Consider the following 1959-nt stretch of genomic DNA (forward strand, 5'->3'; position numbering starts at 1 on the left):
TACCCTCGTATTCAGTACGGAACAGTCCCCGTTTCTGCAAGATGGGAACGACCAAGTTAACGAAGTCATCCAACCCTGTAGGCAAGATGGGCGGCATAATATTAAAACCGTCTGCTGCACCATTGTTGAACCATTCCTCTAGTTGATCGGCAATACTTTCAGGAGTACCAAGTATGGTGCGATGACCTCGTGCAGTAGCTAGAGACAGATACAACTGACGCAGCGTCAGAGTCCCACGAGTAGCCAAATCTCTGACTAGTTTCAGACGACTCTTGTTATTGTTAGTATCACTGGGCAGTTCAGGAGCTAGATCATCTAGAGAATACTTGGATAGATCCACACCCTTGTAATAGTTCTTTAAAATACCCCAAGCTACATCAGGATGAATCAACGATTGCAGAAATTCGTATTTCTCTTGGGCTTCTTCTTCAGTACGCCCAATAATGGGGAAAGCCCCAGGCATGATTTTCAGATCGTCTGGAGAACGCCCATATTGCGCCAACCGACCTTTGACATCAGCATAAAATTCCTGGGCATCGGCTAGGGTTTGATTGGCGGTGAAGATTACCTCAGCAGTACGCGCAGCTAAATCCCGTCCAGCTTCAGAGGCTCCAGCTTGCACAATCACCGGATAACCTTGAGGCGGACGACCAACGTTCAAGGGGCCTTTAACAGAAAAATGTTTACCTTTGTGGTTGAGTATATGTAGTTTATCCTGGTCGAAATAGATGCCAGATTCTCTGTCACGGATAAAAGCATCGTCTTCCCAGCTATCCCACAATCCTTTCACTACTTCCACAAACTCTTCCGCACGCTCATAACGTTGGCTATGTTCCGGGTGATGCTCAAGACCAAAATTAAGTGCGGCATTTTCGTTTCCTGTGGTAACTACATTCCACCCTGCCCGGCCTTTACTTAAATGATCTAGCGAGGCAAACTTACGTGCCAGGGTGTAAGGTTCTTCATAAGTAGTCGAGGCAGTGGAAATAAAGCCAATGTTTCGAGTTACAGAGGACAACGCCGAAAAGAGTGTCACCGGCTCGAAATGGACAAGCTTACCGTTGCGTCTCTGCGTTTGAGGATCGCCACCCCAAACTCCTGGGCTGTCCGCCAGAAAAACTGCATCGAATAAGCCGTGTTCGGCAGTTTGGGTAATTTCTTTGTAATGCTCGAAATTAAAACCTGCATCTATTTGTGCATCTGGATGTCGCCATGCAGAAACATGATGTCCAGTAGCTTGAATAAATGCACCTAAACGAAACTTGCGTGTTTTACTCATCTGCTTTTTTGTGTATAGCTAAATAGCATCCAAATTAATAGACATCTCCATAAATTAGGTTTTCACCTAGACAGGATAAAGGTTTAAGATTCTTTTTCGGAGATGTCTAATGCTTCCAAACTACTTGGATTGTTGCTGTGAGTTCTTCTGTAAAGTGACCAGAAGGCTCAACTGCTAGTAATGCTTCTTTGATATCTGCTTCAAATTCTTCGGCTTTATCACCATAGAAAATTTTCAAAGAGAAGGCTGTGGTGTATAAGTAGCCAAGATAGCTGGAGACTGTCCAAAATTTTTCAAATGGCACTTCATACACTTCTTGGCGGGCAAATTTTGAATTGGCAATTACAACTTCGTGGGGAGGATCAACTGATTTACGAATACCCTGTCCTCGTTGTCCAGTTCGCCGTTCTTCACCTAACCATTTTTTCACTACTTCTATAGCAGCTTGTTTCCAGGGTAAAGAACTTATCCAAGGATTATCACCTGTATTGAGCAGTGCGATCGCACCATTATCTGCCAGCAATTCATAAAGACGTTCTAGTACGAGTTCCCGTTCCATCCAGTGAAAGGCTCTGCCAATGGTAGCTAGTTTAAATACCCCTAAACTAGGGTTAATCAGTTCTGCGCCTTGTTCTAGCCAAGTAATATTATTTGCCCCTACATCTGCTGCTTGGCGTTGC

The 1959-nt window shown here is 44.5% G+C and carries 2 protein-coding genes; both read right to left on the reverse strand.

The window, feature by feature from the left end:
* Positions 1-1279, reverse strand: a 1279-nt coding sequence (locus VE944_RS22390) for an LLM class flavin-dependent oxidoreductase (RefSeq protein WP_324982081.1), incomplete at its 3' end; no start/stop codon positions are given.
* A 106-nt stretch (positions 1280-1385) separates the two neighbouring features.
* Positions 1386-1959 (reverse strand): class I SAM-dependent methyltransferase (locus VE944_RS22395; protein ID WP_324982084.1); only part of this gene is annotated, 574 nt, incomplete at its 5' end.

The sequence above is a fragment of the Nostoc sp. genome (genome assembly GCF_035638895.1).
Taxonomy (GTDB): Bacteria; Cyanobacteriota; Cyanobacteriia; order Cyanobacteriales; family Nostocaceae; genus Nostoc.